The sequence below is a fragment of the Devosia sp. MC1541 genome, assembly GCF_012847305.1.
In the GTDB taxonomy this organism is placed as follows: Bacteria; Pseudomonadota; Alphaproteobacteria; order Rhizobiales; family Devosiaceae; genus Devosia.
The window spans coordinates 83,331-107,165 of the sequence record NZ_JABBDZ010000006.1; the positions used below are offsets into that span (position 1 = coordinate 83,331).

Sequence of the window (23,835 nt, forward strand, 5' to 3'; positions counted from 1 at the left end):
AGATGTCCAGTCTTTTTGTAGCGAGAGCGTTAATGAAAATCGCAACTCGCCGGTATTTCGGATCGTGCACCCTTGTTGATCAGTGCCCCAAAGCGAGGGGCACTGCTTATTATTGGGTTCGAGCGGCCTGTTGAACTGCTTCTTGCACTTTTTCAAATGCACGCACTTCGATCTGGCGAATACGCTCGCGGCTCACGTCGTACTGCTGGGCCAATTCCTCGAGCGTTGAGGGGCTCTCCTTAAGTCGACGGGCCTGGAAAATGGCGCGTTCGCGATCGTTAAGGACTTCCATCGCCTGGTTCAAATAGCCCATGCGTTCGGTGTATTCCTCGGTCTCGCCAAGCGTGGTTTCCTGATCTGGCGTGTCGTCGACAAGCCAATCCTGCCACTCCGAAGAACCTTCGTCAGCGCGCATCGGCGAGTTCAGCGACGCATCACCGGAAAGGCGAGCGTTCATCTGGACCACATCGGCTTCAGTGACCTTGAGCGTTGTTGCGATTTGCTTGATCTGATCAGGGTGGAGTGCGCCATCTTCGAGCGCCGCAATTTGGCCCTTCACCTTGCGAAGGTTGAAGAACAAGCGCTTCTGCGCAGCGGTCGTGCCGATTTTGACCAAGCTCCAAGAGCGCAGGACATATTCTTGGATCGCAGCTCTGATCCACCACATGGCATAGGTGGCCAAGCGGAACCCCTTTTCGGGCTCAAAACGCTTAACCGCATGCATCAGACCGACATTGCCCTCTGAAATTACTTCCGAAATTGGCAAGCCGTAGCCGCGGTAACCCATGGCAATTTTGGCGACGAGGCGCAAATGGCTGGTGATCAGCTTTTGCGCCGCGGCAGGATCTGTGTGTTCTTTATAGCGTTTGGCGAGCATGTATTCTTCATCGGGTTCCAACATTGGGAACTTCCGAATTTCTTGAAGATAGCGGCTCAAGCCTCCCTCAGACGAGAGTACAGGCAAATTGGTCTGGGCCATTTATACGCACCCCTTTCAGCATCCCCCACTTATCGCGGGCAGAAATACCACTCCCATCCAGGTCGGCACAGAAGTGGATGTAGCCTCAATATAGGACACAGTTTGGCAAATTTAAGAGGACTGAACGCGATGCCGCGCACAATCCTCTCAATGCGAACCGAACTTTGCCGACTAGGCAGAACTCCTAGTGTTTGGATATTGTTCCGACACAGTCTGGTGACTATCGCGCTAGCGCCTTGTCATAGACTTGCAGCGCTTCTTCCAGTTCAGCCAAATCATCAGGGAGTTCGGCATCGAACATCATTTCCTCGCCAGTGGCGGGATGTTCAAAGCCCAACTCGGCCGCGTGAAGCGCCTGTCGACCTAAATTGCGGACGATATCTGCCAACTCTTCGGGCAAACGATTGACTTTGGTCGCGTAGCCGGGCGCGTAAAGCTGATCGGCCACGAGGGGATGGCCGATGTGGGCCATGTGCACACGGATCTGATGGGTGCGGCCCGTTTCAAGCTGACACTGAATGCGTGTCACATCCCAGCCCTCGCCGCCATAGCGCGCTTCCACAGCGTAATGGGTGATCGCTCCGCGCCCGCTCTTCAACACCGCCTGTTTCAGTCGATTGCCCGGATCGCGGCCCAATGGAGCATCGACGGTGCCCAGACCTGATTGGGTGGTGCCCCAAGCGAAGGCGATATAGGCACGGTGCAGGGGACCGGTGCGCCCATGGTCCGCAAACTGAGCGGAAAGGTGCTTGTGCGCCTTCTCGGTTTTTGCGGCGACCATGACGCCGGACGTGTCTTTGTCCAGACGGTGGACAATGCCGGGCCGTTTGACGCCGCCAATGCCTTTGAGACTGTCTCCGCAATGGTAGATCAGCGCGTTGACAAGCGTGCCGTTCGGCGAGCCGGGCGCTGGGTGCACAACCATGCCAACTGGCTTGTTAATGACGATGAGGTGATTGTCCTCATACAGGATTTCGAGCGGGATATTTTCGCCCTGTGGCTCTGGATCTTCCGGAGGCGGGGCCTGAAGCACAATAGTTTCACCGGCCTTTAGCCGATAATTGGGTTGGCTTACGGGCTTGCCGTCGATAGAAACAGCGCCGCCGAGAATGAGTTCTTTGATGCGGCTACGGCTAAGGACGTCATGTTCCTTGGCCAGAACAGCGTCGAGGCGACCACCGGCAAGTGTTTCGTCTATAGAAATTTCTACGGGCTCGCCCTCAACCTCGAAATCGGTATCGTCAGCCATGAGTAATCCTGATCAGAACCAGCCCGATAATGCCGACATGGAATTGTCGCCAGAAGCCAAGGCTGCGTTTGGCAAAGCACGCCGATCGTTCGCATGGTCGATCAGCATAATGTTGTTGGGCTTTATGGCGATTGGCTTTGCAATTGTCTATCGCGTGATGCGCGACGCACCGCCGCCTGCCACCGTCGCCACTGTCAGCGTGCCTGTCGGCAGCGAAGTTCTCTCTTCACTTAATATCGACGGCACAGTTCAGGTGACCTATCGCGCAGGCGAAAGCACGCTGCTCAATGTTTACGATTCGAGCACTGGCACACTGCTGCGCACGATCGAGATCGCAAAGCTCTAAGGTTTAGTTGCCGCGCAGCTCGCGCAGTGCGGCCAGCCGATCTGTCACTGTTCCGCGCTGGGTGACAGCTGGTGCGGGCAGGAGATCTTCGGTTTCGCCATCGTCGGCAAAGCGTTTGATACGATCAAACAGGCTTTCTTCGATGATGGTGGCAGCTGGTTTTTCTTCGGCGGCATAGACCAAGCGGCTGATGCCGCTGGCAACATCCATCAATTCGCGGCGAAGCACCGCTTCATCGAAATCATCGCTCGCCCAAGTTTCGTTAATGCTGGTTTCGAGTGCCAAGACCTGCTTGCGCAATGCGTCGGACGCCTCAAGGCTAGACAATTCGTCCGCCAGCAGACTTTGCCCTGTTTCGACTTCGTCGGCCTTTGAGGGCTTGGTCAAAATCGCGTTCAGGCGCATTTCTGCGCGATTCAAGCTGGCCTCGGCTTCGCTCAGCTCAATGGGCGTGGCTTGCTCACGGGGCTCAGTTTCGCCACGGCTAAAGCGTCTAAGATCAAGATTGAGGCTTGCGACTTCTTTTTCCAGCTCGGCGACGCGCGCCCGCAGCAGGGACTCCCGCTTTTCGCCTTCAGCGCTAAAGGCGGCGTGTTGCTCGCGTTCCGTCCTGATCTGAACTGCGTCAACACGCGCTTGAGCAACGTCGCCCAATTGTTCAGAAAGACGCTGGCGCAGACTTTCGATTGTGAGTTCAAGGCGGCGCGTTTGTAGGGCGAAGTCGGCGCGCAAATGATCTTTATCAGCCCGAAACTCGGCCATGGAGATTGGCGTGGCAGCTTCAATTCGGCGCTTGGTCAGGCGTACTGCGCGGCGCCAGACTGCGGGCATGATGACCAAGGCCATCAACCCTGCAATCAGCAGGCCTAAAACGAAGTACATAATATTCTCGACCAACATAAAGCCAACCCTCCGGCTGCGCTGAGAGCTCGAGGTGCACCCGGACACAGCAATTCTACAAGGCGTTATAGCCTTTGGCGTTCCCCAATCTTAGCGAGAATTTGAGCCGCCGTCACGATCAAGCCAAAGCGCGCTTCGGCTTGATTAAAGGGGAGGGGCCTATTTAGAAGGGATTCCAGGTGGGTTGGGCTGTGAAGTTCAGATAGCCAACGTTAATTCCAAGGCGCGCACCGACACCGGAGCGGATTGGAACGATCACAACATTGTCGCGCTTGGTGACAGTCATGCCAAAGCCACCAAAAACATAGGCGGAGCCATCGACGCCCGGATAACGTCCAAGAATTTCCTGAACATTATTGAGGTTATAGACCAGCATCATGACCTTGGAGCCATCGCCGCCAATGTCGAAGCCGATGCTTGGGCCTTGCCAATAGATTTGGAACTGACCGGCATTGCGGGTGTGAACGACACCCTCGCCATATTTGGCGCCGAGGAACAGCGCGCCGCCAGCTTCCTCGCCGAGAACGTAGCCATTTGGCAGGCCGAACTGGCTCACTGCCTTCTCAACAACCGAGGCGAGACCCTGGGCGGCACTGCCAAAGAATTGCTGTCCGCTCTCGACAAGTTCCTGACCAGAGTAAGTATCGCTGAGAGAACCCTGTGCATAAGTGGGAGCGGGGGACAGCGCCACTGCGGCTAAAAACGCTGCCAGCTGGGTTAGGCGCTTGAACATACATAAAACTCCCTTATTCGAGGCATGCGTCTTACGAAGACTTTAAGGTCTTGCCGCCACACTGGAGATGCGCCGGCCTGCCACTCGATCGTCCTCATGATGAAGCAAACCTCTAAACAAAACTTAACCATGATCGCCGCCTTCCTGCCATTCTTCTGGCTGGTTTCGGCCGTTTTTGCGCCTGCACAGGCGCAATCACTCGTCACCTATATTCTCACCGATCCCCTCACTGGCGTTGCCATTGAGGGCATGGATCCTGTCTCCTATTTTACTGATCCTGCACCATTAAAAGGTCAGCCTCAGTATGAGTACACTTGGATGGGGGTGCCCTGGCAGTTTGCCAACGAGGCAAATATGCAGGTGTTTATGGGCCATCCCGAAGTCTACTCCCCACAATATGGGGGGCATGGTGGCATGAGCATGGCACGAGGCTTCGTTTCTGATGCCGATCCCAAAATCTACACCGTTTTTAAAGGGCGGTTGTTCTTATTCTATTCGGCGGCTAATCGGGAAGCATTCCTCTTAGCCCCAGATGCAGCAGCCTTAAAAGGCGCTGAACATTGGGTCACATTGTCCAAAACGCTTTCAATACGGTAGTGCGTTCGACAAACGACCTTTATTCTTCCCCTGAACTGATTCCTCATAAAGCTTTGGAGCATAGGCGCATGGCCGATATCATTGAGCTCAATGCAACTGATCTGGCGGCTATGCTTTGCTCGCGCGTTTGCCACGATCTCATCAATCCCATTGGCGCAATTGGTAATGGCCTAGAAGTGCTCGCAGACCCTTCGCAGGGTGAAATGGCGGAAGGCGCGCGCGATTTGATCGCCAACGCGGCCACGCAGAGCCGGGCAAAGCTAGAGTTCGCTCGTTTGGCTTATGGTGCGTCGTCCACTTCGGGCACCGATATCGACACACGCGAATGCGAACGCGTTGCGCGCATTCTGTTCGAGGTCGAAAAGGCCGATCTTGAGTGGAATGTGCCGCTGATCCTACTGCCAAAGCACAAGGCAAAGCTCTTCATGAACATGCTGCTGATCGCAGCAGGTTCGGTGCCGCGCGGTGGTCAGGTGACTGCCAAGATCTCTGGCGGGACCGGCGAAGAAAAGTTTGAGTTTTATTCCAAGAGCGACACCGAAAAGCGTCAGCGCACATTGGTGCCTGCGGGCGCAGCGGGCCTGGTAATGGGCATTCCTGAAGAGGGTTATGTTGATGCGCGTGGCATTCAGCCCTTCTATACGGGCCTCCTCGCGCGCATGACCGATATGGAACTGACGATCGGTCTTGAAAATGAGCAGTTCTATTTTACTGCAACGCCAAAGATGAAATCGGCTGAGACTGCAGGAAATACGGCGCCTGAGCAGGCTTAATAACCTTTCGCCAACCAGTTAGACTGCATAGTCCCCGGAACGACATTCGTTCCGGGGCTTTTTTATGCGCACGTGCCTAATCGTTGATGACTCTAGCGTCGTCCGTAAGGTTGCCCGCAGGATCCTGGAAGATCTCGACTATATTGTCGACGAGGCCGAGGATGGTCAGGAGGCAATCGAGAAATGCCGCGAGACCATGCCTGATGTCGTGCTGGTGGACTGGCACATGCCCATCATGAGTGGCCTCGAATTCATCAAGCTTTTGCGCACCTATGTCGGTGGTGAAAAGCCTCGGGTGATATATTGCACAGTCGAGCACGACATTGGGGCCATTGCCCTCGCCCTAAAGGCGGGAGCCAATGACTACATGATGAAGCCCTTCGATCGGCAGTTCCTAGAGATCAAATTCGACCCGCAATTGCTCTCTGCTTAGAGCGGTTCTGATCTGGCAAAAGTAAGATCAGACAAGACGCAGCCCTCAGCTTGGCCAAGTGTGAAGCCATCTTCGGTTTCTGAGTAAGGGCAGGTCATCGGGAACTGGGCTGCGCCCAGCCGTCCACTGGCCTCGCTTAAGGTCAATTCTCCCTCTGCCATAACAAAGCGTCCAGAAACTTGGCGGTTGAGACTATCGGAGAGCGTGAAGCTGCCGGTATCGAGCAATGTCAGTTTGAGCCCGCTCGGTGTTTCGTATGTCGTGCCATTTAGGCTCGGCGCTATGGCCTGAGCGATATTGGTTTCGACGCTCTGCAACGCCGTTGAGCGTTGCGTAAGGTTCCGCGTCAGCTCTTCGACCTGCGGTTGGAGTGTTGTGAGCTGCTCTGAATAGGCCGCGACCTGTGTTTCAAGAGTGGTCTTTGCCTGCGTCAGATCTGCCAGTTTAGCCTGAGCCTCTTGTGCAGCCGTGTTCGCCGTTTCCGTCGCGAGCTTTGCTTGTGCTAGGCGGTCCTGAGCCTCAAGGAGCTCGGTTCGCGAGGACTGTAGTTCGGACTGAAGGTCCGCAAGAGTTGCTGAGTTCGTTGCGACCTCTTGGGCCATTTGCGCAACATTGGTTGTTGCCGTCTGCTCCTGTCGACGCGCCTCCGTTAAGCGCGTGTCTACTTCGCTGAGCTGACGTGATGCTGACTCGGTCTCTGCCTGGATAGAGGCTTGCCGCGACGCGGCTTCATTGAGCAATTGTTTGGCGGCGTCAGCCTGTTGGATCAGGCCCTGCGTTGCAGATTTGGTGTCTTCGAGGTGTGTGACGGCCTGTGCCAACTCATTCTGGCGGGCCTCGAGTTCGGTTGAAGCTGCCGTGAACGCGGTGCTCACCGAGCCCAACTGTTGTTCAACATCCAAAAGCTTGGCATTGGCTTGCGCAATTTGCCCATGGGTGCGGTCACGCTCCGCCAGGGTGGCGGATAGCTGATCGCGCTCGCTTGTGAGCAGGGCCAATGTCTCCTGCTGTTGGCGGTCCGAAAGGCCTGCGTTGATCCACATGGCTACGAAAGCAATCCAGCCAGCGACAGCTAAGACCAGTAGCACAAGGGGGAGAGGTTCGCGGAGGCGGCGCGATAGGTCGGTCATGGTTCTGCTCTCAACAGCGTCTTTGAAAGCGGAACGACATCAGACGCGCGCCAGTTCCGATGGCGGTACCCATATAAAGAAAAACCTCGCGCTGTTGAGCACGAGGTTTTTGGAACGATCTGGGGGATCAGATTTAAGCGACGTTCTCGCTGTAAACGTCTGCCTCATCGGGCTCGCGCAGCACGTAGCCACGGCCCCAAACGGTTTCGATGTAGTTCTTACCACCGGTGGCAACCGACAGCTTCTTGCGAAGCTTACAGATGAACACGTCGATGATCTTGAGTTCGGGCTCGTCCATGCCGCCGTACAGATGGTTGAGGAACATTTCCTTGGTCAGGGTCGTGCCCTTACGCAGGGAAAGGAGTTCCAGCATCTGGTATTCCTTGCCGGTCAGGTGAACGCGCTGGCCCTGAACTTCGACGGTCTTGGTGTCGAGGTTAACAAGCAGGTCACCGGTCGAGATGACCGACTGGGCATGGCCCTTGGAACGACGGACAATGGCGTGGATGCGGGCCACGAGTTCGTCTTTGTGGAAAGGCTTGGTCATGTAGTCGTCGGCGCCAAAACCGAGACCGCGGACCTTGTCTTCGATGCCAGCCAGACCCGAAAGGATCAGAATTGGCGTCTGGACCTTAGCGACGCGAAGCGTGCGCAAAACCTCATACCCGCTCATGTCGGGCAGGTTCAGGTCCAGAAGAATGATGTCGTAGTCGTAGAGTTTACCAAGATCCACGCCTTCCTCACCGAGGTCGGTGGTGTAGACGTTGAAACTTTCGGACTTCAGCATCAGTTCGATGCTCTGCGCTGTCGCGCTGTCGTCCTCAATAAGGAGTACCCGCATTATAATCCCCTTGTCATGTCGTTCCTGCTGGAACTTGCGGTAGGCAAGGCCAGATTGCCCTTTCCGCTCCAACCCTACTGGATATGACTGAACCCTAAGTGCAATTAGTTAACAAAGTTTAATTCTGATCCGCAATACGCAAAACGCGTTAGGGTGAATTAAGTTTAAATCGTTGAAAAACTTAGGAAAATTGCTCGAAAAATTCTTAAAGCATTACGTTAAGAAAGCCCTTCAACGGACTCTCTCGACTCAGGCATTTGGCGGTGAGGGTAAGGGTTTCGCCCAAGTCTGGGCAGGGGACACATATCCCCAATCATGAATGCTGATAGCGATTTTCAGTTAACGTTCAGTTACCCTCGTGAGGAATTACGCATGCCGATTCGCTCTCCCCGGTAACCTTTACCGCGCGACGGCCATATGGAGCGCATATAGGAAATATGAAGGCCCTTATCTCAGCCATAGACGCGGTCGAGGAAGTGGAGGTGTTTGGGCGGGTGAAATCCGTGCAAGGCCTGCTCATTGAGGTTGCCGGCCCTGTGCGTGAATTGCGCGTCGGTGGTCGGGTTGAGATCATCAACAGCGACGGCACAGTGCTGTTCGCTGAAATCATCGGGTTTCGGGACGGTCATGCGCTTTGCCTGCCGTTTGGAGAACTCGGTGGGGTGCGGTTGGGCTGCAAGGCGATTTTCCGGCGCCATGATGGCGCGGTAAATCCGAGTGAGGCTTGGCTCGGGCGCGTTGTGAACGCTAATGGCGAGCCGATCGACGGCAAGGGGCCTTTGCCGCGCGGGGCTATGTCCTATCCGCTGCGTCAGTCGCCGCTGGCCGCTCACGACCGTGTCCGTGTTGGTGAGCCTATCGAGCTTGGCGTGCGATGCCTCAACACCTTCACCACCATGTGTGAAGGGCAGCGCATGGGTATTTTTGCGGGCTCGGGCGTGGGCAAGTCGGTGCTCATGTCGATGTTGGCCCGCAATACGGATGTGGACGTTTCCATCATCGGTTTGATCGGTGAACGTGGGCGCGAAGTGCATGAGTTTATCGGCGAGTATCTCGGCGAAGAGGGGCTCAAGCGCGCTATCGTTGTAGTGGCAACGTCGGACGAAGCGGCGCTGATGCGGCGTCAGGCATGCTATATGTCCATGGCTCTGGCGGAGTATTTCCGCGATCAGGGCAAACGCGTCTTGTGCATGATGGACAGTCTGACACGCTTTGCTATGGCGCAGCGTGAAATCGGGCTGGCTGTTGGTGAACCGCCGACCGCGAAGGGTTATCCGCCCACAGTGTTCACAGAACTGCCTCGTTTGCTCGAAAGAGCGGGGCCAGGAACGCCTTTGACCGGTTCTATTACAGGTCTATTTACCGTTTTGGTGGAAGGTGATGATCACAACGAGCCAATTGCGGATGCCGTGCGCGGGATTCTCGATGGGCACATTGTGATGGAGCGCGGCATTGCCGAGCGGGGACGTTACCCTGCCGTCAATGTGCTCCGGTCCATCTCGCGTACAATGCCGGGGTGCGTGCCTGAAGAGGTGCGACCAACCCTGACACGAGCGCGAGAGCTCATGTCCATTTTCTCGGACATGGAGGAGCTGATCCGGCTGGGGGCTTACCGGAAAGGGTCAGATCCGCTTGTGGACCGCGCAATCGCTATCAACCCGAAGCTTGAGGCTTTTTTGAGCCAGAGACGGGATGAGGTGACATCGATCCAGGACGGTTATGCCGGGCTGGCTGAGATTATCGCTGAAGCGGATGCACGGGGCTGATGGAGCAATGCGTGTATGGCAGGGCTCCGGAACTGACTTGGTGTGTAAGGAGTACAGGTCGTGAAGTCGCGCAATGAGAGTCTGATTAGACTCAAGAAATTTCAGGTGGATGAGAAGCGTCGCCAAGTCGCCCAGATCGAAATGATGATCGCCGACTTCGAACGCATGGCCACCGAACTCGATCAGCAGATTGAGATCGAACAAAGCAAAACCGGTATTACCGATATTGCTCACTTCGCATACTCAACCTTTGCCAAGGCAGCGATGGGTCGTAGAGACAATCTGCTCGCCTCGGCAAACGATATGCGCGTGAAACTTGAAGCGGCGCAGGATGCGCTGGCTGAGGCGCTCGAGGAGCTCAAGAAGATCGAGCTGCTTGATCAGCGCGAGCACCAGCGTGAACGTGATGAGCAGAACAAGCTCGAGCAGGCTGAATACGACGAAGTCGCTCGCTTGCGCTATCGCCGCTAAATACAGGTTAAAGAATACGAATAGGCCCGCCGTAGCGGGCCTATTGCTTTTGATCTCTCGAGATCAAATTACATCGCTGGTGCTGGGGTCACTTCGGTTGCTGGAGCAACAACAGCATCGGTTTCCCAAACGAAGTCTGGGGCGCTGGTCAGCGCTTCAGCGGTTGTTGGCATGACCCAACGTTCGGTGTTGTCAAAGGCGATCGCGTGGTCGAGGGCTGTGAAATCGACAGCAACGTTCTTTTCACCGATGCCGAGGAAACCGCCAACGCCCAGAACAACGGCCTGGATCGAGCCATCAAGGCCGATCACGAGATCCTTCACTGTACCGATTTCTTCAGCAGTGTCGGTGGTGTCTGAGTAAACTGGCGCGCCGATCAGCTTGCTGACGACGGCATCACCGTCGAGCACGACGTAACCGGTCGCCAGATCGATTGGCTGGCGGGTTGCATGCGCCAAGTCGGTCGCTGCATTATTTGCGGCAGCCGAGGCATTGGCAGCCGCATTGTTCGCGGCGGCACCAGCATTGTCTACTGCGTTATCGACAGCGGCGCCCGCGTCCTGTGCAGCGTCCTTAACGGCATCTCCGGCGTTCTGCATGGCGTTACCGGCCGCATCAAGAGCATTGTCGACCTTCTGGCCAACGGTTGGTTCTGCTGGGGCGACCACTACGGCGTCCTGGGCAATGGCACCCATGCTCAAAACAGCGGTCAGTGCGGTAGTAGCAAAAAGCGTGCGGATCATTGTAAGCTCCAATGGTTCGTCGTTGCGATGAACAGGGCCGTGCGGTGCAAAACTTGGCTGTGGCGCACCGTGCGGCCCATTATGATTGAAACAACGCGTCTTCGGCGGCAGCCGTTCCGTTAAAATTTACTTTGTCGGTTCAGCGAAAATGAAAAAGCCGGTCGTTGGATGCCAACGCCGGCCTTCTCTGCCTCCCGTTAACGGGCTCATATCATTTAATCTTCCGCGCCTGCGCTAGGGCAGGGGATGATTATGACGCGCGCAATGTTTGTGCTCTTAGGAGCCGACATTGCATCGACATCCTTAGCTTATCGGAAGTTATCTAAAGCAGCACCTCAAGGGCGTGTTAATGATTAACGATCCGCTAATCGATCAGCTGCGCAGTATCCTTGTCATAGGTGCGCATGGCTCGGTGTGGCATGCCGCCATCCTCAAACTCGGGTCCAAACGCAACAAACCCCAAGCTTTCATAAAAGCCTAGTTTGTCGGATTGGGCGCCAAGGAAGAACCGGTCGTGCCCTTGTCCGGCTGCGGCGTTCATGGCTGTCCGAAGCATAGCCTTGGCTATCCCGCGTCCCCGGAAGCTCTGTCGCACGGCCACCCGGCCGATTTTGACGTGCTCATCGAGAAAGATCAGCCGCAGAGTGCCCACAACTTCGCCCTCTTGGATGGCGACGAAATGGGTTGCGGTGAGATCATAGTCATCCATTTCGTCTTCTTCGGGCACTTTTTGTTCCCATACGAAAACTTCCCTGCGCAGGCCGAAGGCGGCGTTGCAGAGGGTGGAAAAAACCGGAACGGAAAGAATAGTGGTGCTCATGCCCCTCTTGTAACGACCAAGAGGGGCATGGCGCTAGACGCTGCCGACTGTTTTCAGGCGAACGCGTGGATGAACTTCGTTCTGGCTCATCACAAAGGTCTGCGGACGGAAGCGCTCTACGATCGAGCGAACGTGCGGGCGAATTGAAGGCGATGTGATCAGAACTGGCATCTCGCCCGCCTGTGCTGCCTTTTCATAAGCGGCCTGCACGCCGGAGATGAATTGCTGAAGTTTGGATGGGGCCATAGCGAGGTGACGGTTATCAGCATCACCAACCATGGCCTCAGCGAAGTCGCGTTCCCACTGGGGCGAGAGGGTCAAAAGCGGCAAGCTGCCATCCGGGCCTAAATTAGCAGCGCAGATCTGGCGCGAAAGGCGCGAGCGAACATGCTCGGTAATGGTTTGCACGGAGCGACCGGCACCCGAGATTTCTGCAATACCTTCGAGAATTGTCGACAGATCGCGGATTGAGATGCGCTCGGCAAGGAGTGCCTGTAGGACGCGCTGGATCCCCGAAACCGTAATCTGGCTCGGGATAATGTCTTCCACGAGCTTTTGCTGATCTTTCGGAAGGCCGGAGAGCAGAGACTGCACGTTGGCGTAGCTGAGAAGATCCGAGACGTTAGCCTTGAGGATTTCGGTCAGGTGGGTCGAAATGACGGTTGACGGGTCGATGATCGACAGGCCGCGAAGCTCCGCCTCGTCGCGCAATGCGGGGTCGATCCACGTTGCCGGAAGGCCAAAAGTTGGCTCGACAGTTGAGTGTCCCGGCAGGTCGATCTTGTTGCCATAGGGGTCCATCACCATCAACTGGTTGGCAAAGATCTGCCCTGCACCTGCTTCAACTTCTTTGATCCGAACTTTGTAGTCGTTTGGTTCAAGCTGCATGTTGTCGAGAATGCGGACGGGCGGCATGACGAAACCAAGCTCCATCGCCAGCTGGCGACGCAGAGCCTTGATTTGTTCAGTCAAACGATCCGAACCATTGCCATCGTCGCGTACAAGGCTGAGCAGACCATAGCCCAGTTCGAGCTTGAGATCGTCGATTTTGAGGCTGTCGCTGATCGGAGCCTCCGCCAAAGGTGAGCCGGGAGCATTCGCCGGAAGGCCCGGTGCGCCGCCTGGTCCGGGCAGCGCCGACTTCTTAAGGGCGTTTGCGGCGTCATCGGCCGTTCTGACAGCTTTTGACTTTGAGGCGCGGAACGCGGCATAGCCAACGCCGCCTGCGAGCGCCAGAAACGGCAAGATTGGCATGCCTGGGAGCATGGCGAGCATGGCCATGACTGCGGACGACATGCCAAGTGCGCGGGGGTAGCCTGAAAACTGGCTGCTGAGGGCCTTGTCAGCGGCGCCGGTGACGCCCGACTTAGAAACCAGAATACCAGCTGCGGTCGAAACGATCAGAGCGGGAATCTGGGAGACTAGGCCATCACCAATGGTCAGGAGCGTATAAACGTTCGCAGCCTCGCCAAAGTCCATCCCTTGTTGCATGACGCCGATGAGAATGCCGGCGGACACGTTGATAAAGGTGATAATGAGGCCTGCAATGGCGTCGCCGCGCACGAATTTGGACGCACCGTCCATGTTACCGAAGAAGGAGCTTTCTCCCTCAAGTTCAGCACGGCGCTTTTTGGCAGTGTCTTCATCGATCAGACCGGCGGACAAGTCCGCATCGATCGCCATTTGCTTGCCCGGCATGGCGTCCAAGCTAAAGCGAGCCGCCACTTCGGCGATACGGCCAGAACCCTTAGTGATAACGATGAAGTTCACGATCACTAGGATGATGAAGATCACCGTACCGATGACGAAATTGCCTCGAGTAACGAAGTTGCCGAAGGCCTCAATAACGTGACCAGCTGCATCGGTGCCGTTGTGCCCTTCTGACAGGATCAAGCGCGTTGTCGCCAGGTTCAAGCCCAAGCGCAACATGGTCGCGATCAGCAGAACCGTCGGGAAAGCCGAAAATTCGAGTGGTTTCTGGATGAAGAGGGCAGTCATCAGGATCATCACAGAGAAGACGATCGAGATGGCAAGGAGGAGGTCGACCAGAATAGCGGGCAGTGGGACGATCAGGATAACGATCAGACCCATGACGCCGGCGGCTAGGGCAACGTCGCCCGAGCGCAGGACTTGTAGGATCTGCCCGAGATCGGGCAGACCAAAATTGTTACGCGAATTCGTGGATTGGTCAGTCATGCTCGCTCACGAACGGCTTGGCCGCGATAAACGAAGTCCGCGCATAGCGCTCGTTTCGCTGCATTCCGATTAACTCGTGGTTCTGCACAACCGCTCCTTTAAGCGCTCCGCCGTTCGCCTGGCTCAGGAACATGTAACCCTTCATCGGTGTACTGGTTGAGCTTATTGCGCAGCGTGCGGATAGAAATCCCCAGAATGTTTGCCGCGTGGGTGCGATTACCCAGCGTATGATCCAAGGTATCGAGGATGAGGTCGCGTTCAACGTCGGCAACGGTGCGGCCGACAATCGCACGATTCATAGCTTGGGCCGTTTGAGCCGCCATCTGTGCCGGGGAGGTAGCACGGGCTGCCTCAGCGAGGCCCATGCCATCTGGCAAAACGATCGACTCGGGACCAATGGTGTCGCCAGAAGACAGCAGCACCGCGCGGTGAAGCGTGTTTTCCAATTCGCGGACGTTGCCTGGCCATGGAGCCCGAACGAGGGCGTCACGAGCTTCAGGCGACAGCTGACGCGGCGGAATGCCATTTGCCTTGGCGTACTTCGCGACGAAGTGTTCCGACAAAATGGCAACGTCGCCTGGACGCTCGCGCAGCGGAGGCAGCTTGAGGTTCACAACGTTGAGGCGGAAGAGCAAGTCTTCGCGGAACGAGCCGTCACGCACAGCGTCGCTGAGGTTGCGGTTCGAGGTCGCGAGAATGCGGATATCGACGGGGACTGGCTTGCCGCCACCGACGCGGTCAATGACGCGCTCCTGAATGGCACGCAGCAGCTTTGCCTGCAGGCGAACATCCATTTCTGAAATTTCGTCGAGCAGCAACGTGCCGCCAGAGGCTTCTTCAAACTTGCCAATTCGGCGCGCGACGGCGCCGGTGAAGGCGCCCTTTTCATGGCCGAAAAGTTCGGATTCGAGCAAAGCTTCTGGGATCGCGGCGCAATTGACCGAGATAAAGGGCTTGTTGGCGCGCTTGGAACGAGCGTGGACGAACTTGGCCACAACTTCCTTGCCCGTGCCGCTCTCACCGGTGATCAGGATCGAGGCTTCCGAGCCAGCGATCTGCTCGGCCATGCGGACAACGCGTTCCATCGAAGGGTCGCGGAAGAGGAAGTCGGAACTTTCGCGGGCAACTGCGGAAATGACGGCGGCAATGAGCTCCGCGTCGGGTGGCAAAGGAATGTATTCCTTGGCCCCGGCGCGGATGGCGTTGACGGCTGCTGCGGCATTGGCTTCGACGCCACAGGCGACGACCGGTATAACAATGCGTTCTGCTTCCAGAGCGGCGATTAGGCCGGTGATGTCCATCATGACATCGACCAGCAGCAGATCGGCCCCTTTGCCAGAACGAAGCGAAGCCAGCGCAATCTCAACCGAGGGGGCGTGAGCGACTTTGGCTCCCCCATCCATAGCCATTTTGGTTGCCGTCGAGAGCTGACCCTCAAGCGCACCGATAATGAGAAGGCGCATGGCAGAGCTCCTATTGTGGCTTGATAATTTCGGTCATGGTGACACCCAGCCGGTCTTCCACCAGCACGATTTCACCACGCGCAATTAAACGGTCGTTGACATAGATTTCTACGGCTTCGCCAACTTGGCGGTCGAGCTCGATGACCGTCCCGGTATCGAGTTTGAGCAGCTGAGAAACAGGCATTTTGGTCCGGCCGAGAACGACCGAAACGCGTACTGGTACGTCAAAAACGGCCTCTAGGTCGCCCGCGGTACGTTCGACATAGGTGACATCGCGTTCGGCGCGCTCGGGCGCGTCCATCTCGTCGAGCAGGCTCTCAAGTGTGTTGTCAGGATCGGCCATTAACCGCTCTCCTTAGCATTCGGGTTGCGCTGACGCGCAGCAAGGTAGTCAGAAATTTGGCGTTCCACTTGGATGGTCGTTTGACTTATGTCGCGCACGACACCGCCATTGACCCATTCCATACGGCCATCGCCAAGGCGAATGTCTTCGTCACCCATGATTACCAAACGCCCGGCAAATCCCGTGGCATTGACGTGTTGGGTGGCTGACTCCCGAATAGCGTCGGCCATTTCAGGGTGGCACCGCACCACAAGGTGTGGGACGGCCCCCAAGCCTTCGAGGCACTCCGCTATCAATGCTTCAAGCTCAACTGTCGGCTGGCGAGCGACGAGTTGATGCGCGAGCTTTTTGCTAACAGCCAGTGCCAAGCTTGCGGCTTCTGACTGGTGGCGATGAATGGCTTCATCCAGCGCCTGGGCATAGGGTGCCACTTGGGTCGCCAGTGTCGTGCCGAGTGCGGCGATCGTCTGTGCTGCTGTGTTGGCAGCATTGCGTTCGCCTTGTGTTACACCCTCAGCGAACGCTTCGCGTTTGGCGTCGGCTATCAGCTGCGCCACCAAATCCTCGGGGATTGAGGGAACGGGCGGCGGAGCGGGTGCTTCCGCTTCGGCTGGCACATGTCTGATCACGTGTCCGGGTTCTTCGCCCAGATCGAGATCGAAAAGATAGCGGACCGGTTGGGCCATGGTTAAGCCACCATCTGGTCGTCGGCTTTGGACTTAAGGATGACGATCTCGCCCTTGGCCGCGAGATCTTTTGCCGTTGCCACCAAGCGGGTCTGGGCTTCGTCAACATCCTTGAGCCGAACCGGGCCCATATCGCGCATATCGTCTTGCAAGACCTTTGCAGCGCGACCAGACATGTTCCGGTAGAACACATCCTTGACGGTATCGCTGGCCCCCTTAAGGGCGATACCGAGGTCACGCTTGTCGAGGCGTGCAAGCAGGGTCTGGATGGCCGACGTGTCGAGCCGTGCCAGATCCTCAAAGGTAAACATGAGCGCTTTGATGCGCTCGGCATCGTCTCGGTTAATCTCCTCAAGACTTGTAATGAAGCGCGATTCAGTCTGACGATCGAATGCGTTGAAGATTTCAGCCATCTGTTCGTGGCTGTCGCGACGCTTCTGGTGGTTGAGTGTGGACATGAACTCGACGCGCAGCGTGTTCTCGATTTTCTCGAGAATTTCCTTCTGCACAGGGTCTAGGCCAAGCATGCGCTGCACCACGTCCATCGCCAATTCTTCTGGCAGAACGGCGAGGACCTTGGAGGCGTGGTCTGGATCGATTTTGGACAACACCACAGCGATGGTCTGCGGGTATTCGTTTTTGAGATAGGCGGCCAGAACATCCGCCTGAACGTTCGACAGCTTCTCCCACATATTACGGCCAGCCGGACCGCGGATTTCTTCCATGATCGCGTCCACACGTTCCTGCGGCAGGAAGGAGAGGAGCAAGCGTTCAGTGGAGTCCGTGGTGCCGGTCAGATTGCCGTGCGAGGAGATGTTCGTGACGAAATCGATCAACAAATCGTCGAGCATTTCCTGCGTGATCGGGCCAAGACGAGCCATGGCGCGGGAAAGCTGACGGATTTCGACTTCGTCGAGTTCGTCAAAAATGGGCTTGCCGTAATCAGGACCGAGCGCGAGGACGAGGGCTGCGGCCTTCTCGTCGCCCTTAAGGGTGCGCTGCTGACCGCCAACCTGCAAGAGTGCGCCGGCGCCGATTTGAAGGTTCTGATCTTTGCCAGACTGAGAAACGAGGGTCATTTCGATTACGCCGCGCTGCCGAGCCAGTCACGCACGATAAGTGCGGCCTGCTTGGGGTTTTCTTCAACGAGCGTGCCGACGGTCTTGAGCGTCTGCAGCTGGGTTTCGCCCATGGACTTGGCGTTGGCCACCCACGCTGGGGTTTTGTCCTGGGGTTGGAGCAACTGCTCGTCGAGCAGCTGTCCGTCGGCAGTGAGGACGGCGTGGTTGCCGAGCTCAGCTGCTTCGGGCAAAGCAAGCGTTTCGGTTTCTGGGCTCAGAACCTTCTTGAGCAGAGGGCGCATCACGAAGAACACGAGGGCCAGAGCGATGAGCAGGGTGACGGCCATTTCTGCGCCATTCATCAGGTCATCACGGGTGAAGTCGAGAAGGCCTGCGGTGTTGTCGGTGCCTACGCCAGCAAGGCCTGGGCGTTCGGCAAACTGCATGTTGACCACTTCAACAGTGTCGCCACGTTCTGCCGAGAAGCCGACCGCTGAGCGAACAAGGGTCAAGATCTGGCTGACTTCGTCGGCGCTACGGGGATTGTAGGCGAGGTTGCCGTTGCCATCGTCGGCATAGCTACCGTCCACAACCACAGCGACGGAGAGGCGCTTAACAGCACCCGGCTCAGTGGTGGCTACCTGGGTCGTACGATTGATTTCGTAGTTGGTGGTCTCTTCGAGCGAGGTGCCCTGTTCGGCAAAGCCATTGGCAGCGTTCTCGCTGGCGCCTGGAAGCTCGTTTGCAACCGTGACCTGACCATTCGCGCCGTTCGACAGGGTCTCGCTTTCGCGCGACTGGATAGAACGTGCAACTTGGCTTTCAGGATCGAAGGTTTCTTGCGTTACGGTCTGGCGATTGAAGTCGAGCTCTGCTGCAACTTCAACACGGGCGCGCCCTGCACCAACCACGTTTGCCAGCATGTCTTCGATGCGGGTGCGCATGCGGTTTTCATAAGAAAGCGTGCGCTCTTCATTCTTGGCGGTGACGAGGCTGCCTTCGTCGCCTTCGGCGCCCGAGGCGAGCAGATTGCCTTGGTCGTCTACGATGGAGACGCGGGTTGGGTTCAGGCCTTCAATGGCCGAGGCGACCATGTGCTGAACGGCGCGAATTTCGTTGTTCGAAAGTTGACCGCGGACCGAAAGTACGATGGAGGCTGAAGGATCCTTGCGTTCGCGACGGAATAGTTCACGCTCTGGCAGAACCAAATGCACGCGCGCACTTTTGATGCGGGTCAGGGACGTGATGGTCCGTGCGAGTTCGCCTTCAAGGGCACGAACGTTGTTGATGTTCTGGACAAAGCTGGTCGCGCCGAGCGTCGACTGCTGGTCAAAAATTTCATAGCCCACTTGGCCGCGGGTCGGCAGACCTTCGCCAGCAAGCTGCATACGGACGGTGGTGATCTGATCGCGCGGGATCAGAATGGTGTCACCGTCGCCGCGAATTTCGTGCGGCATGTTGAGCGTCTGCAGCTCGGTAATGATTGCCGATGAATCTTCTAACGTTAATCCAGAATAGAGGGGCGCCAGATTTGGGGTCTGGGCGCGCATGATAAGAAACCCGAAAAATCCGAGCATGAGAACCGCAACGAGAGCCATTGCCGCAAGGCGGGCCATTCCGATCCGGTTGATAAATGTAGTTAAGGTTTCCACGCGTTCACTCTGCGACTCGTTCGGTCGCTGGAGCCCCCACCAACCGCTGGGCAAAATTTACCTATTTGATGGTTAACAAGGTGTTAACCGATTGCCGCATTTTGCAAATACCCGGCAATAACTGCCTGCCACCCAAGCATTTGCTGGGGAGGCACGTTCGTCATAAGCTGTGGATTTACAATGCGAAAACCCGCCAGCTTTCGCCGGCGGGTTAAGATTTGTGGCAGACTTGTGACTGACCCTTTTTGAGGGTCTAGGGAAGATGCAACTGTGGGAAACCCAAGTTGGGCCGGAGCCCTACGCATTTTATCCCTCTCGGTAATGCTGAATCCAAGTGGTGCGCAGCCCCGCAAGGCCGTGCTTGTCGATGGCTGCCTGCCAATTGAGAAACTCATCGACGCTGAGCGTATAACGCTCACATGCTTCTTCTAGGCTTAGCAGCCCACCGCGAACGGCAGCAACAACTTCGGCCTTCCGACGGATAACCCACCGTCGTGTATTGGCTGGGGGCAGATCCGCAATAGTTAGCGGGCTGCCATCCGGGCCAATAACGTACTTCACGCGAGGACGCATCTGTACGGTCATTTTACTCTCTACTCAAACCTGACCATATGATGGTGAGAGTAGGGCAGTGGCCTTAAAATACCCCTAAGGGGAAACTTACAATAGGTTAACAGTAGCGTGTGATTGCGGACAGCTTTTGGCCTACACACGGCAGTCTATTTCAACTGCCAGTGGCGGGTGGCGGTGTCGTCACTTGGCCGGTGCTGCGCACGCTGGTGACGTCCTTCAGGGCGACCTTGTTGCGTCCAACGGTTAGGACTGGCTCAGCGCCGCTAAAATCGACGGCGGTGACAACTCCAACGCTGGAGGTCGATATCGAAATGGCGTTGCCGCTCACATTGGTGCCAGTGATCTCGATCGTGTAGACGCCGTCAGGCTGCTTGTTGCCGTCCGAACCCGCTCCGGTCCAGAGGAAGTTGCCCACGCCCGCATTGAGCGAGCCTTGCTCCACATAGACCACGCTGCCTGTCGCATTCTTGATGGTGACCGTCGCGTTGGCGACGGGTGAGGCGGCGTTATACGTCCACATCGCCCCGCCCTCTTTGAGTTCCCCAGTTTTGCCCGAGGCGGTCACTTCCTTGCCAATATAGGAGACCGCATCGACGCGACCCTGATTCTGCGTATTGGCCAGCAAAGCTTCCAAGAAGTCATTGGTCTTGAGCTGCTGCTCAACCCCAGTGAACTGAACCAGTTGTTGGGTGAACTGGTTCGTATCCAAGGGGTCGAGCGGATTTTGATTTCTTAGCTGCGTCGTCAGAATCGACAGGAATGTGTCAAAGTTCTGCGCGATCGTGGATCGCGCAGTTGGCGAGGCCGACGTGGTTGATGAGCCAGTGACGCCGTTTACAGCCATTTGAGTTCACCTAAGCAAGGATGTTGAGCCCGCTAGCTTGGAGTGAGCCGCGGTAGAGCGTGACCTGTGGAACAGGTTCGGATGTCGTATCGTCGGATTCGAGCAACGCTTCTGCGCGATCAAATGGGCTGCCGTCGCGATTGGCTTGCTGGTCATTCTGCTTGAGCGAGAATTCGAGCGTAGCGCGATGGGCATCGATGCCGGCTTGTTGCAGCGCACGTTCAAGTGCGCGCTGGTCGCGTTGCATCATGTCGAGGGTTTCTGGCCGTTCGACAATCAGTTTGGCGTTCAACTGACCATTCTGGTCCACGTCGAGACGCACATCAATGCGACCCAGCTCGGCTGGATCTAGGCGAATCTGGAAGCGGGAGATGCCGCCCTCCATCTGCCTGGACATTTCAAAGGCTATCGCCGGAATGTTGAGCTGTTGTTGGCTCGACAAATAGGTCTGCGGAATAGTGCGCAGGGCGGCAGCTTCAATTTTTATGTCTGCGGTTTGCGCAGTTGGAACGTCAACGATCTGGGTCGACGCTGGAATTATATCTGCCAGCTTGGCAGTGGTCGGGGCGGCCACAGGGCGACGGTCAGCAGGTGCGCCGTCGTTCGACTGCTTGGCGTCACTGTTGTCATCGCCTGAAGATGCCGTGTTGGTTTCGGCAAGCTTGGGCTCGGAAAGTGTCGTCGGCGCCGAAGACGTGTCTTCAGAACTGCCTGCCAGAAGCTGGTCGGACATTTTGAGCGACGGAACAGCTAATACCGGGCCGGTGGGTTGGTCTGCTGCTGATTTGGCGAGGCGGAGAAGAGATTGCTCGACGTCATTGGGGCGCGGCTTGTCGGCGGCAAGCCCCAAAGAAGCGAGCTTGTTGGCGTCGACTTCGCCAGCCTCGATAGCGGCAAGCAGCTTGGCCAATTTCTCATTGATCTGTGCGATAGCTTCCGCGGCCTCGGCAGATTTATCGAGGCCGTTGGTGCCCCCGAGTGAGCGGATCAGCGTGGCGAAATAGCCTTCTGCCGAGGTCGCATCGTTCGGCACGCCATTGAGCAGCGCTGTGAGATCAGCTGAAGCGGTCAAAGCTTCAAAGTCTACACCCATCTGATTGGCCAGCTGGCTCAACGTGTTGTTGATTTGCGCCAGCAATTCCGGGTCCAATGCCTGGCCACTTTCCAAGCTGTCGCGGAGCTGCGCCAGAGCGTCGCTCAACGCAACCAATTGTGTGGTGTCGATAGGCGGCGGCACCGGCGCAGCTGTGGGATCAACGACTTCGATTTCTTCGTTGTCTTCAATAGGAGCGGGTTCGTGCTGGTCAGCGGCAGAATTGGTCGGCTCAGTAGGAGGCGGAGCATCCTTCTTGGGAGCAGGTTCCGCCGCTTTGCTCGTATTGGTGCCGGAAAGCAGCGCTGCGAAATCGCTGCCGCCTGAGTTTTTGCCATTGCTGGGCTGGCTCTGCTGGCTTGCAAAAGCCTGAGCCGCCGCACTGGAGCTGCCACCATTGATAGCGAAAGAATTAGGAGCCACTGGGAGCCTCAATACACAATACTGAGCGTTGTGATGCAAAACCCCTGCCATTTTGAGATCTGCTCAGTAAACTCAAGGATTTCAGGGGTGTAGCCGGATTGTTATGCGGTAGCCGCTCTGGGTGTCCGAGTAAGAACTACCGTGTTGGGGCAAAAGCTGCCGGGTAGGAATGGACAGCGCTAACGCTTCGGCGTAGAACGCGCCCCACAGTTTCCGCTGGCCCTTGAACCCATCCGGACACAAAAGAGAAATGTTGAACTCGCTTGATATTGCCAAGCGCCCCGAAGACACTCGCGTTGTTGTCGCGATGTCCGGTGGCGTAGACTCCTCCGTTGTTGCTGGCCTTCTTGCCCGTCAGGGCTATGAAGTTGTCGGCGTTACGCTTCAGCTGTATGATCATGGCGAAGCCACCCACCGTAAGGGTGCGTGCTGCGCTGGCCAGGACATTCACGATGCGCGTCGCGTCGCCGCTAAGCTCGGCATTCCGCACTATGTTCTCGATTACGAAGAACGCTTCAAAAGCTCGGTGATTGAGCCCTTCGCCAATGCCTATCAGCAGGGCGAAACGCCGGTGCCGTGCATTGCGTGTAATCAGTCGGTGAAGTTCGTTGATCTCATGACGGTCGCGCGTGACCTTGGTGCCGATGTTTTGGCAACCGGCCACTATGTGCAAGACCGTATTGGGGCCGACGGCAAGCGCGAGCTTTACCGTCCGGTCGATAGTGACCGCGACCAGACGTACTTCCTCTTCGCCACCACTCAGGACCAGCTCGACTTCTTGCGCTTCCCGCTCGGCGGGATGGGCAAACCGCAGGTGCGTGAACTCGCGCGTGAGCTCGGCCTTGAGATTGCGGAAAAGCACGACAGCCAAGACATCTGCTTTGTGCCGCAGGGGAAATATTCCGACATTATCCGCAAGATGCATCCGGAAGCCTTCTCGACGGGCGAGATTGTACATTTGGACGGGCGCGTGCTCGGCGAACATGACGGTATCGTCAATTACACCATTGGTCAGCGTAAGGGGCTCGGCGTTGCCGCCGGGGAGCCGCTTTACGTCATTAAGCTCGAGCACAAGACCGGGCGCGTTATTGTGGGTCCGCGCGAAGCGCTCAAGACCCATACCGTGCGCTTGCGCAATGTGAACTGGTTGGGTTCGGTGCCGTTGGCAGAAGCAGCGTCGGGTAATGGTGCGCCTGTGGAAGTGAAGGTGCGGTCCACCCGTGGCCCGCGGCCCGGCGTCATTCAAATGCGTGACGGTGAGGTTTATGTGACCTTGGTCACTGGCGAATACGGCATCTCGCCAGGGCAGGCTTGCGTCTTCTACGTTGACGATAGCCAAACCAGCCAAGTCCTCGGCGGCGGCTTTATCGCTGAAGCCGTGCCGCAGGCGCTGGTGGCATAGTTTGGAATTGAAGTGGGCCTCATCAATTCGGTGAGGCCCATTTTGTTTATTGGGCTGGTGCCACTTCGACCTGGGCCGGCGTTGCCGTTTTGGCAGCGTTGTTCGCTTCCTTCAGCGCCTCATAGGTGTGCAGACCACCCATCGACATCGAAATGGTGATGATGGCCAGCAGCGCGCCCATGCAAAGAATGAGAATGCGTCCACTGGTTAGGCCGAAGGGGAGGGGCTTTTTCTCGGTCATTGGCTCGTTCCAAACCTTTTTACCGCACACACCCAAGGAGTGGTGCTTGTGGGGCGTCTTACTCTGCACAATAGCTG

The 23,835-nt window shown here is 56.8% G+C and carries 25 protein-coding genes; 7 read left to right on the forward strand and 18 right to left on the reverse strand.

Going from position 1 to position 23,835, the window contains the following annotated elements:
* Positions 1-109 precede the first annotated feature (109 nt).
* Entirely contained in the window at positions 110-979 is an 870-nt protein-coding gene (rpoH, locus tag HKD40_RS08680) for an RNA polymerase sigma factor RpoH (protein WP_169195348.1), read from the reverse strand.
* 220 nt (positions 980-1,199) lie between these two features.
* Positions 1,200-2,228: an RluA family pseudouridine synthase gene (locus tag HKD40_RS08685; protein ID WP_169195349.1), complete on the reverse strand. Its 1,029-nt coding sequence runs from the start codon at positions 2,226-2,228 to the stop codon at positions 1,200-1,202.
* On the opposite strand from HKD40_RS08685, the gene HKD40_RS08690 reads away from it, so the two are divergent.
* A complete protein-coding gene (locus HKD40_RS08690; RefSeq protein WP_169195350.1) occupies positions 2,227-2,574 on the forward strand; it encodes a hypothetical protein in 348 nt (115 codons plus the stop codon). The genes HKD40_RS08685 and HKD40_RS08690 overlap by 2 nt on opposite strands.
* A gap of 3 nt (positions 2,575-2,577) precedes the next feature.
* On the opposite strand, the gene HKD40_RS08695 is transcribed toward HKD40_RS08690, so the two are convergent.
* Positions 2,578-3,474, reverse strand: coding sequence for a hypothetical protein (locus tag HKD40_RS08695; RefSeq protein WP_169195351.1), 897 nt, complete (start codon positions 3,472-3,474; stop codon positions 2,578-2,580).
* Positions 3,475-3,637: 163 nt separating this feature from the next.
* Positions 3,638-4,207 carry a DUF1134 domain-containing protein gene (locus HKD40_RS08700; protein WP_169195352.1) on the reverse strand — a complete coding sequence of 190 codons (570 nt, stop codon included), beginning with the start codon at positions 4,205-4,207 and terminating at the stop codon, positions 3,638-3,640.
* A 96-nt stretch (positions 4,208-4,303) separates the two neighbouring features.
* Here HKD40_RS08700 and HKD40_RS08705 point away from each other — a divergent pair, with 96 nt between their 5' ends.
* The 3 genes from HKD40_RS08705 to HKD40_RS08715 all read left to right on the forward strand — a co-directional run bounded on the left by HKD40_RS08705 (position 4,304) and on the right by HKD40_RS08715 (position 6,010).
* A complete protein-coding gene (locus HKD40_RS08705; protein WP_169195353.1) occupies positions 4,304-4,804 on the forward strand; it encodes a YHS domain-containing (seleno)protein in 501 nt (166 codons plus the stop codon).
* Between the two features lie 68 nt (positions 4,805-4,872).
* Positions 4,873-5,577: a histidine phosphotransferase family protein gene (locus tag HKD40_RS08710; RefSeq protein WP_169195354.1), complete on the forward strand. Its 705-nt coding sequence runs from the start codon at positions 4,873-4,875 to the stop codon at positions 5,575-5,577.
* Between the two features lie 64 nt (positions 5,578-5,641).
* Entirely contained in the window at positions 5,642-6,010 is a 369-nt protein-coding gene (locus tag HKD40_RS08715) for a response regulator (protein ID WP_169195355.1), read from the forward strand.
* Here the strand turns inward: HKD40_RS08715 and HKD40_RS08720 are convergent.
* Both HKD40_RS08720 and ctrA read right to left on the reverse strand, forming a co-directional pair.
* Positions 6,007-7,140, reverse strand: coding sequence for a hypothetical protein (locus HKD40_RS08720; RefSeq protein ID WP_169195356.1), 1,134 nt, complete (start codon positions 7,138-7,140; stop codon positions 6,007-6,009). The two genes, HKD40_RS08715 and HKD40_RS08720, sit on opposite strands and share 4 nt — an antisense overlap.
* Positions 7,141-7,273: 133 nt before the next feature.
* Complete coding sequence (gene ctrA, locus HKD40_RS08725) at positions 7,274-7,981, reverse strand: response regulator transcription factor CtrA (RefSeq protein WP_169195357.1); 708 nt, start codon at positions 7,979-7,981, stop codon at positions 7,274-7,276.
* A 437-nt stretch (positions 7,982-8,418) separates the two neighbouring features.
* Here ctrA and fliI point away from each other — a divergent pair, with 437 nt between their 5' ends.
* Both fliI and fliJ read left to right on the forward strand, forming a co-directional pair.
* Positions 8,419-9,747 (forward strand): flagellar protein export ATPase FliI, encoded by a 1,329-nt coding sequence (gene fliI, locus HKD40_RS08730; protein WP_169195358.1) that lies wholly within the window; start codon positions 8,419-8,421, stop codon positions 9,745-9,747.
* A gap of 60 nt (positions 9,748-9,807) precedes the next feature.
* On the forward strand, positions 9,808-10,218 hold the full coding sequence (gene fliJ, locus HKD40_RS08735; protein ID WP_169195359.1) for a flagellar export protein FliJ: 411 nt from the start codon (positions 9,808-9,810) through the stop codon (positions 10,216-10,218).
* Positions 10,219-10,286: 68 nt separating this feature from the next.
* On the opposite strand, the gene HKD40_RS08740 is transcribed toward fliJ, so the two are convergent.
* The 11 genes from HKD40_RS08740 to HKD40_RS18175 all read right to left on the reverse strand — a co-directional run bounded on the left by HKD40_RS08740 (position 10,287) and on the right by HKD40_RS18175 (position 22,115).
* Positions 10,287-10,961, reverse strand: a complete 675-nt coding sequence (locus HKD40_RS08740; protein ID WP_248305979.1) for a PRC-barrel domain-containing protein — start codon at positions 10,959-10,961, stop codon at positions 10,287-10,289.
* Positions 10,962-11,325: 364 nt separating this feature from the next.
* Positions 11,326-11,781, reverse strand: coding sequence for a GNAT family N-acetyltransferase (locus HKD40_RS08745; protein WP_169195360.1), 456 nt, complete (start codon positions 11,779-11,781; stop codon positions 11,326-11,328).
* A gap of 33 nt (positions 11,782-11,814) precedes the next feature.
* Positions 11,815-13,977, reverse strand: a complete 2,163-nt coding sequence (flhA, locus tag HKD40_RS08750) for a flagellar biosynthesis protein FlhA (RefSeq protein ID WP_169195361.1) — start codon at positions 13,975-13,977, stop codon at positions 11,815-11,817.
* Between the two features lie 98 nt (positions 13,978-14,075).
* Positions 14,076-15,440, reverse strand: a complete 1,365-nt coding sequence (locus tag HKD40_RS08755) for a sigma-54 dependent transcriptional regulator (protein WP_169195362.1) — start codon at positions 15,438-15,440, stop codon at positions 14,076-14,078.
* Positions 15,441-15,450: 10 nt separating this feature from the next.
* A complete protein-coding gene (gene fliN, locus HKD40_RS08760) occupies positions 15,451-15,741 on the reverse strand; it encodes a flagellar motor switch protein FliN (RefSeq protein WP_248305988.1) in 291 nt (96 codons plus the stop codon).
* A 41-nt stretch (positions 15,742-15,782) separates the two neighbouring features.
* On the reverse strand, positions 15,783-16,469 hold the full coding sequence (locus tag HKD40_RS08765) for a FliH/SctL family protein (protein WP_169195364.1): 687 nt from the start codon (positions 16,467-16,469) through the stop codon (positions 15,783-15,785).
* 2 nt (positions 16,470-16,471) lie between these two features.
* Positions 16,472-17,548 (reverse strand): flagellar motor switch protein FliG, encoded by a 1,077-nt coding sequence (fliG, locus tag HKD40_RS08770; protein ID WP_169195365.1) that lies wholly within the window; start codon positions 17,546-17,548, stop codon positions 16,472-16,474.
* Between the two features lie 5 nt (positions 17,549-17,553).
* On the reverse strand, positions 17,554-19,182 hold the full coding sequence (gene fliF / locus HKD40_RS08775; protein ID WP_248306525.1) for a flagellar basal-body MS-ring/collar protein FliF: 1,629 nt from the start codon (positions 19,180-19,182) through the stop codon (positions 17,554-17,556).
* 306 nt (positions 19,183-19,488) lie between these two features.
* Positions 19,489-19,767: a DUF1153 domain-containing protein gene (locus tag HKD40_RS08780; protein WP_035085775.1), complete on the reverse strand. Its 279-nt coding sequence runs from the start codon at positions 19,765-19,767 to the stop codon at positions 19,489-19,491.
* A gap of 139 nt (positions 19,768-19,906) precedes the next feature.
* Complete coding sequence (locus HKD40_RS08785) at positions 19,907-20,599, reverse strand: flagellar hook assembly protein FlgD (RefSeq protein ID WP_169195366.1); 693 nt, start codon at positions 20,597-20,599, stop codon at positions 19,907-19,909.
* Positions 20,600-20,609: 10 nt separating this feature from the next.
* Complete coding sequence (locus HKD40_RS18175; protein WP_169195367.1) at positions 20,610-22,115, reverse strand: flagellar hook-length control protein FliK; 1,506 nt, start codon at positions 22,113-22,115, stop codon at positions 20,610-20,612.
* Positions 22,116-22,365: 250 nt separating this feature from the next.
* Here HKD40_RS18175 and mnmA point away from each other — a divergent pair, with 250 nt between their 5' ends.
* A complete protein-coding gene (gene mnmA, locus HKD40_RS08795; protein ID WP_210257065.1) occupies positions 22,366-23,517 on the forward strand; it encodes a tRNA 2-thiouridine(34) synthase MnmA in 1,152 nt (383 codons plus the stop codon).
* 46 nt (positions 23,518-23,563) lie between these two features.
* Here mnmA and HKD40_RS08800 read toward each other — a convergent pair whose 3' ends face one another.
* Positions 23,564-23,758, reverse strand: a complete 195-nt coding sequence (locus tag HKD40_RS08800; RefSeq protein WP_169195368.1) for a hypothetical protein — start codon at positions 23,756-23,758, stop codon at positions 23,564-23,566.
* Positions 23,759-23,835 lie beyond the last annotated feature (77 nt).

Bases quoted from the DNA above. Each gene is read 5' to 3' on its own strand.
- fliN (WP_248305988.1), bottom strand. From the start codon at position 15,741: ATGGACGCGCCCGAGCGCGCCGAACGCGATGTCACCTATGTCGAACGT.
- HKD40_RS08710 (WP_169195354.1), top strand. From the start codon at position 4,873: ATGGCCGATATCATTGAGCTCAATGCAACTGATCTGGCGGCTATGCTT.
- HKD40_RS08765 (WP_169195364.1), bottom strand. From the start codon at position 16,469: ATGGCCCAACCGGTCCGCTATCTTTTCGATCTCGATCTGGGCGAAGAA.
- HKD40_RS08745 (WP_169195360.1), bottom strand. From the start codon at position 11,781: ATGAGCACCACTATTCTTTCCGTTCCGGTTTTTTCCACCCTCTGCAAC.
- HKD40_RS08705 (WP_169195353.1), top strand. From the start codon at position 4,304: ATGATGAAGCAAACCTCTAAACAAAACTTAACCATGATCGCCGCCTTC.
- fliI (WP_169195358.1), top strand. From the start codon at position 8,419: ATGAAGGCCCTTATCTCAGCCATAGACGCGGTCGAGGAAGTGGAGGTG.
- HKD40_RS08715 (WP_169195355.1), top strand. From the start codon at position 5,642: ATGCGCACGTGCCTAATCGTTGATGACTCTAGCGTCGTCCGTAAGGTT.
- rpoH (WP_169195348.1), bottom strand. From the start codon at position 979: ATGGCCCAGACCAATTTGCCTGTACTCTCGTCTGAGGGAGGCTTGAGC.
- fliG (WP_169195365.1), bottom strand. From the start codon at position 17,548: ATGACCCTCGTTTCTCAGTCTGGCAAAGATCAGAACCTTCAAATCGGC.
- HKD40_RS08685 (WP_169195349.1), bottom strand. From the start codon at position 2,228: ATGGCTGACGATACCGATTTCGAGGTTGAGGGCGAGCCCGTAGAAATT.
- HKD40_RS08785 (WP_169195366.1), bottom strand. From the start codon at position 20,599: ATGGCTGTAAACGGCGTCACTGGCTCATCAACCACGTCGGCCTCGCCA.
- mnmA (WP_210257065.1), top strand. From the start codon at position 22,366: ATGTTGAACTCGCTTGATATTGCCAAGCGCCCCGAAGACACTCGCGTT.
- HKD40_RS08780 (WP_035085775.1), bottom strand. From the start codon at position 19,767: ATGACCGTACAGATGCGTCCTCGCGTGAAGTACGTTATTGGCCCGGAT.
- ctrA (WP_169195357.1), bottom strand. From the start codon at position 7,981: ATGCGGGTACTCCTTATTGAGGACGACAGCGCGACAGCGCAGAGCATC.
- HKD40_RS08720 (WP_169195356.1), bottom strand. From the start codon at position 7,140: ATGACCGACCTATCGCGCCGCCTCCGCGAACCTCTCCCCCTTGTGCTA.
- flhA (WP_169195361.1), bottom strand. From the start codon at position 13,977: ATGACTGACCAATCCACGAATTCGCGTAACAATTTTGGTCTGCCCGAT.
- HKD40_RS08695 (WP_169195351.1), bottom strand. From the start codon at position 3,474: ATGTTGGTCGAGAATATTATGTACTTCGTTTTAGGCCTGCTGATTGCA.
- HKD40_RS08690 (WP_169195350.1), top strand. From the start codon at position 2,227: ATGAGTAATCCTGATCAGAACCAGCCCGATAATGCCGACATGGAATTG.
- HKD40_RS08800 (WP_169195368.1), bottom strand. From the start codon at position 23,758: ATGACCGAGAAAAAGCCCCTCCCCTTCGGCCTAACCAGTGGACGCATT.
- HKD40_RS08740 (WP_248305979.1), bottom strand. From the start codon at position 10,961: ATGATCCGCACGCTTTTTGCTACTACCGCACTGACCGCTGTTTTGAGC.
- HKD40_RS08700 (WP_169195352.1), bottom strand. From the start codon at position 4,207: ATGTTCAAGCGCCTAACCCAGCTGGCAGCGTTTTTAGCCGCAGTGGCG.
- HKD40_RS08755 (WP_169195362.1), bottom strand. From the start codon at position 15,440: ATGCGCCTTCTCATTATCGGTGCGCTTGAGGGTCAGCTCTCGACGGCA.